At 28.9% G+C, this 6,708-nt stretch carries 5 protein-coding genes; all 5 read left to right on the plus strand.

Annotated features, from left to right (window positions below; all coding sequences use genetic code 11):
• Positions 1 to 13: 13 nt before the first annotated feature.
• Genes Q0O83_RS10260 through Q0O83_RS10280 form a run of 5 tightly spaced genes read left to right on the plus strand, consistent with a single transcriptional unit; the run spans position 14 to position 6,609 of the window.
• On the plus strand, positions 14 to 1,453 hold the full coding sequence (locus tag Q0O83_RS10260) for an ABC transporter substrate-binding protein (RefSeq protein ID WP_294096797.1): 1,440 nt from the start codon (positions 14 to 16) through the stop codon (positions 1,451 to 1,453).
• A 15-nt stretch (positions 1,454 to 1,468) separates the two neighbouring features.
• Entirely contained in the window at positions 1,469 to 2,308 is an 840-nt protein-coding gene (locus Q0O83_RS10265; RefSeq protein WP_294096799.1) for a hypothetical protein, read from the plus strand.
• Positions 2,308 to 4,923 (plus strand): hypothetical protein, encoded by a 2,616-nt coding sequence (locus tag Q0O83_RS10270; protein ID WP_294096802.1) that lies wholly within the window; start codon positions 2,308 to 2,310, stop codon positions 4,921 to 4,923. The genes Q0O83_RS10265 and Q0O83_RS10270 overlap by 1 nt, the downstream gene beginning before the upstream one ends.
• Before the next feature lie 15 nt (positions 4,924 to 4,938).
• On the plus strand, positions 4,939 to 5,847 hold the full coding sequence (locus Q0O83_RS10275; protein ID WP_294096804.1) for a toxin-antitoxin system YwqK family antitoxin: 909 nt from the start codon (positions 4,939 to 4,941) through the stop codon (positions 5,845 to 5,847).
• A gap of 6 nt (positions 5,848 to 5,853) precedes the next feature.
• Entirely contained in the window at positions 5,854 to 6,609 is a 756-nt protein-coding gene (locus tag Q0O83_RS10280; protein ID WP_294096805.1) for a fimbria/pilus periplasmic chaperone, read from the plus strand.
• Positions 6,610 to 6,708 lie beyond the last annotated feature (99 nt).

Raw genomic sequence — 6,708 nt, forward strand, 5'->3', positions numbered from 1 at the left:
AAGAGGTGAAAATTTGAGGAGATATGTATACCTAATTCTATTTACTTTAGTAATGACATTGTCGTTTGGTGAATCAGAACTATATTTTGATGATTTGCAGTTTAATCAATATAGTGAGATAGAGAGTGCAGATAACGAAAGTTTGAGGGTGGTTCAAGCTGTAAAAGTAGCAACGTTAGACCCTATTTACATGAAAGATCAGTATTCAATAAGAATGGTAAACTATTTATACGATACATTGTTTATTTACAATGCGAACGGAGATGTTGTTTCGAATTTAGTAGAAGCTTGGGATTGGAAAGATGATAGACTTTTAGAGTTAGAAATAAAAGATAATATATATTTCCATAATGGAGATAAAATGTTAGCTGTAGATGTAAAAAAATCTTTGGATAGAATGCTAAGTAATGGTGTTTTTAAAGATTTTTTTAATGATATTCAAAATGTAAAAGTTCTTTCTGAGACAAAATTAGAAATAAAGTTAAAAGGAAGAAATAATCTATTTTTATCAATGTTAACATACTATATGTGCTCTATCACAAAAGAGGTAGATGGAAAAATCTATGGAACGGGGCCTTATAAAATAGATAAAATTACAAACAAAGAGATTGTTTTATTGAAGAATCAGAATTATTTTAAAAAAAATAACGGAAGAAATAAAATAGAGATTTTATCAGAAGTGAGCGATAGAAAAAGAGCGTTACTATATTTTAATGATGCTGCAGATGTAGTTTTAGATATAACACCAAAACAGATAGATGAGTGGAAAGAAGAGGGTATTATAGATAAAAGTGTTATTAGTGATGGAAATAAAGAGTTGGACACTATTGCTATAATATTTGGAAAAAGAAATAAAATTTTTGAACGTAGAGACGTTCGTGAGAGTATAAACGAGTTAATCGATAGGGATGAATTAATAGAAAATATATTTGAAGAGAAAGCTACAAATACGTTTTTCCCAGGAACTTTATTTGATGCAAAACTATCTTTAATGAAAAATGGTAGGGATTCTGAGAAAAAAGTAAAAGATATATTTGAAGGAAAAGAGATTGAGATAACGGTCTTAAATGATGACTTATCTTTAAAGATTGCTAACAATTTAAAAAGACAGCTAGAGAAAAAGGGAATGAAAATAGTAGTTTCTCCGTATCAGCAAGAAGCCTATTTGATGAAGATGGAAAAACAGGATTATGAAATTGCAATATACAATATAATATTTGATGAAAGATATTTAATATATAATTTAGGAAGAGTAATAGCTCATGATATAGGTGATAAGGGAATGTACAATGCGACATTACCATTTTTAGAGATACTGAAAGATGAAAGAGAAAAAGTAGATAGGGATAAGATATATGATAAAATAGTATATCTAATTTCAAAAAATATTCCATATATTCCTCTAGTGCATAGAGAAAAGGTTGCGATAGAAAGAGCTAGAGTAAGTATATAAAAAGGGGGTTGGGAATTGAAAAAAGTTATAATTTTTTTAATACTCCTTAGTATTAAACTTTTTGGAGCAATAAATGCATCTACTACGAGGCTTTATGAAAAAAGAGAGATAGTAGGTGGAAGAACTCAAAATTTAGTGATAGTTACATCTAAAGTAAATTTAACAGGACTTGGAGGATTAACAAAGCTTTCATATGACTTTGGTAGATTAGCTGAAGGGCGTTTTATAGATGTTAAAAATAATTATCATACAGAGTCTTTAAGAGTAAAAAAAATGGAGATAAATTCTTCGATGGGAAACGTGGATGAAGAAAAAAAAGAGATTACTGGATTTGGTAGTGGTAATTTAGATTTGTCAGTAGTTACTATTGTTGAAGTTAGAGCAGACCAAAGTTTATCAGGGTTATATAGAAGTCCAAATTTATCTTTGAATATAACTGGTCATAAAAATAACTATAACGAAAAAGTGAAGATAGATATTGATTTAGAAATAAATGTCTTGAAAAGCTTGAAAATAAAAACTATACCTATGAATTTTGGTGTGGGAATACAAGGACAAAAGATGTCTACTGTAAATTCAACACATGGAATTTTAGATGTAGAAGGGGAAAAGGATAAAAATATAATTGTCTCTTATCCTAAAGAAGTAGAGATACAAAATAGTTCTGGAGAAGGTGTTTTAAAAGTATTGATTACAACTCCAGGATTAGAGCCTGTAGGTGGCGATGATCATAGAGGTCGAATAGGTTCGAATGGAAGAAGTGAGATTATTTTCAGAGGGGATATAAATGATACAAAAAATGCACCATCAGGAAAGTATAGTGGAGATTTAACTATAAAGGTAAGGTATGATTAATGAATAGTTTAAAGGTAGCTAAGTACTTAACAGTAGCTATTTTTTCTGTGATAATTTCTAAAAAGGTGTTTCCTCAAAGTGATATCACTCAATATGAAGAAGCTTATATTGAAATAAAAAGTAAAAGTCTTAAAGATGATTTTTTTATGGTAAGATATGACTTTGAAAGTGATGAGATATTTATACCCATAAAGGGATTATTTTATTTTTTAGAGATTTACTCTGTAAATATTGATTTAGATAAAAAAGTCGTAGAATATCAAATAGATGAGAAAAAGTATAAGAATAACATAAAAGTTGGAAAAAGTTTTATACTAGATGGTGATCTTTATGTAAATTTAGAAGGTGTAGAAAAAAGTTTTGATTTTGGAGAATTGAATTGGTCTAGCCAAGATTTGAAATTGATATTAAACCCTAAATTTATATTACCTTTTGAGATAAGAGAAAGAGGTAAAGTTGAAAGACTTAGATTAAATGATAAAAAAGATAATCAAAAAGTTGATTATGTAGAACCAGAAGCCAAGATTTTATCTCCGGGTCTTTTAAAATTAGGGTATTCTATGAATGATATTAAAAGTACAAATAGACAATTTAACTTAGAGTATGGAACACAATTTTTATATGGGGATTTTTATATAAACTATAACCTAGAACCCGACTCTGAAGTTAGAAATACAAATTTAACTTATAATAATGTTTATGAAGAAAACGATTTTATAATTGGTGACTTTTATCTGAAATCTCCAGATTTTCTAAATATAGGTGGTTCGCTAAGAGGAGTTAGCTTTGGTGAAAAAAATACGTATAGTTCAACCTCTGGAAATGTGACTACAATAAAAGGAGAAGCTCAAGGTGCTGATGTTATTGAGTTATATCAAAATGATATTCTGTTAGATTATAAGAGACCAACAGAGAAAAATTTTATATTTGAAGTTAGAGATAGAAGTTATGGTGGAGATTACTCTTTAAAAATATATTATACTAATGGACAGATTGAAAATAGAAAAGTTTATACTGTAGGAGATACTAAAATCTTAAATAAAAATCAATGGAGTTATAATTTTCAAGGTGGTCAAGATAGAGATGATGAAGAAAAAACACAAATAGTTGGAGAAATCAGTTATGGAGCTACTAAAAATTTTACTTTAGGAGTTGGGTTATTAGAAGTTGAATCCGTAGGTGGAAGAAAATATAGTGTTTTAAAAAATGAATTGATTTATAGAATGGATTTTTCAAGTTATCCGATATTAATTAATTTCCAAAATTTTTATGAATATGAACAGATTGAAAATAGTTATGAGTTGAGAATGAGTCAAAAAATTAAAAAGTATAATTTAACCTTGAATCATTTTAGATATTCGGATTATTTAGGGTATGAAGATGGTAGAAAAGAGTATAACTCTATTGGAATATCAAGAGACTTTGTAAATACAAGGTTAGGATTGGGTTACCAAGAGGAGATAAGTAATCAAACGTTAAAAAAAGAAACAGGATATTATGTAAGTTTAGAAAATCGAGGATTTAGAAATTACTCATTTTTCTTAGATGCTGAGGTTAATTTTGATGAAGAAAATAAAAAAAGATATAGTTTTAACCCGGGAATAAGTTACAGTGGAATTTCTAAATTTACGACAATATTACAAGCGAATATAGAGGGAGATAAAAAGTTTGAAACAGATTATTCTTTAAAATTTTTAGGAAGACGAAATAGATTTAAAGATACCTCTATAGAATATGTTTTTAGTAGTGAAATAAAATATAATGAAGAGGAGAAAAGTAGATTTTTATTAGATTTTACAATTTACTTTGACGATTATATATATCTAGAACTTCCTATGTCAAGAAGAGAGGCTGGAGATTATACTGTTGGTATAAATGCTGAAAAAGTCTTTGACTTAGGAGATGTTAAAAGAGATGTTAGAGACAGACAGGTTGATAACTCTTGGATATATGGAAAAATATATATAGATTCTAATGATAATGGTATTTTTGATGAAGGAGAAACACTTTTACCAGATGTAGCTCTTATTATAGATGGAAAAAGAGTTACTTCGGATAGAAATGGAAACTATTTTGCAAATGGATTGCTACCTTTACAGAGTTATAAAATAGAAGTCGATAGAAAAAGTATCGATCCGATGCTTACACAAGTTATAGATAAAAGAGAAGTGAAAACAAAAGCTTCAATAGGAACTAAATATGATGTGGGTGTACAAGCGGTATCGATGGTAACAGGGAATATTATTCCAGCCGAAGGCATATCGTCACAAGAGCTTATAAGAATTCTGAGTATGACAAATATTGCGTTAGAAAAAGATGGAGAGTTATATCAAGAGATAGATCCTGAGTTTGATGGATTATTCTTTTTTGAAAGTGTTTTACCAGGGAGTTATAAAATGAAATTTATATACTTAGGAAGTGATAATGTCACATTTTCTGAAGAAAGTTTAGATGTTAATATAAAACTTCAAGAAGAAGATGAGGGTGAATATTTTGAAGGGTTTGATGTCGTTGTCGATAGAGGAGAAGTAGTTGAGGAACCTGAAGGTGACTCTGATATGGAAAATGATGAAGATGATGGATATGATCTTGAAGATATTTTAAATAATTTTTAGAAGGAGAGAGAGAGGTTGAAGAAAAAATGCGTTATAGGATTTTTAATTACAAATATTTTGCTATTTAATCTTTCCTTTTCTAACTCAAGAAAAGAAAGTATAAGTAAAAAACAACTGAAAAATCAAATTGTCTATATAGTGAATGAAAAATCACCTTTTTCTGGAGAGTTAATAGGAGAGGGGATAAAAGAGCAGTACGAAAACGGAGTTAAAAATGGAGTCTTCCAAGGTTTTTTTGATGATAAGGATGAAAGGTACAGTTATGAAGGGCGATATGTAAATGGAATAAAACATGGTACATGGACAATAAAATATTTAAATGGCGATACAAGAGCTGTAGTAAAGTATAATTACGATAAACCTAATGGTCAATGGACATATTTTTATAAAAATAAAAATATGGAAGAGTATGAAAACTTAGAAGATGGTATATTACATGGAAAATTGGTTAAATATTCTGAGAATGGAGAACTTTTAACAAGAGTAGAGTATAAACATGGGCTTTTAGATGGAGAAGCAACTTTTTTCTATAAAGGTGAAGTTTTAGAAACATTGACTACTTTTAAATATGGTAAAATTGAAGGAAAGTTGAAAATATTTTCAGCAGATAGTTTGCAAATGTTAGAGGGAGAGTATAAAAACAATAAAAGAGATGGTGTTTGGAAGTTCTTCTATAAAACAGGAGATATAAAAACTATTGTAAATTATAACAATGGGTTGAAAGATGGCGATGTAATCATATATGATAAAGCGGGATTGATTGCTCAAAAAACTACTTTCTCAAAAGGAAATGAGTTGGATGATAAGGGTAATATTATTGCTAAAAATACAGAGTTGAAGGATTCGATAGTTGATAGATTTAAAAAGTTTAATAGGAATTTAAAGTATGAAAAATATGATAAATTATTAAGTGAAATGGAGTGATACAGAATGAAAAGAAAGAAAAGTTTAATAGCAACACTATTTTTTTTAATAGCTACGATGAGTTATGCATTTAATTTTAGCGTTGCACCAACAAGGTTTGAAATAGTTTTAGATAGGGTTAATACAAATGAGATAACTCTAATTAACAATACTACTTCACCTATGAGATTGGAGAGTTTTTTAGAAACAGCTCCGGAATATGAAAAGTATAGCTTAAATGAGCATATTAAGTTATATCCTAAAATGATTGCGATTAAGCCTGGTGGAAAACAAATAGTTAGATTTAGAATAAAGCCAGAAGGAAACATGGAAGCTGGGGAATATAAAAGCTATGTTGTATTTAAAGAGATTCCTTTAAAAGATTTAGAGACTCAAGCAGGATCAGGAGTGGCGGCTCAGATAAAAATGATTACAGAGGTTGGAATAAGTGTTTATGGTTATTATGGTGAGATAAACAAAGGAACAAATATTTCAAATTTAAAAATCTCTTATGATTCAAAAACTTCTAATTTAAAAGTAACAGCTGACTCTGATTCAAAAGGAAATAGTTCAGAGTTACTGAACCAAAAAATAGAGGTTTTAGGGGCTGGAGGGACAGTAGCTCAAACTTTAGAAGCTCAATTTGATAGAACTAAAAGAAATGGGAAATCTAAATTGGAAAATGCGATGAGGATAGAAGGATTAAAAGGGAAAAAAATTAGAGTGACAATTACAAATTCAGAAGGAAAAGTTATAGAAAGAAAAACGACGGAAACGTTATAAATAAAGGGAGAAGATGCATGTTCAAATCGAATATGCATTTTTTTATAAAAAAAGTTGTTGACGAAGTTTAAAAATTGTGGTACTATAATTTCTGTCAGC

This window comes from uncultured Cetobacterium sp. (assembly GCF_945952365.1).
In the GTDB taxonomy this organism is placed as follows: Bacteria; Fusobacteriota; Fusobacteriia; order Fusobacteriales; family Fusobacteriaceae; genus Cetobacterium_A.

Excerpts from the sequence above, each read along its gene's own strand:
- Q0O83_RS10270 (WP_294096802.1), top strand. The coding sequence starts at position 2,308 with ATGAATAGTTTAAAGGTAGCTAAGTACTTAACAGTAGCTATTTTTTCT.
- Q0O83_RS10280 (WP_294096805.1), top strand. The coding sequence starts at position 5,854 with ATGAAAAGAAAGAAAAGTTTAATAGCAACACTATTTTTTTTAATAGCT.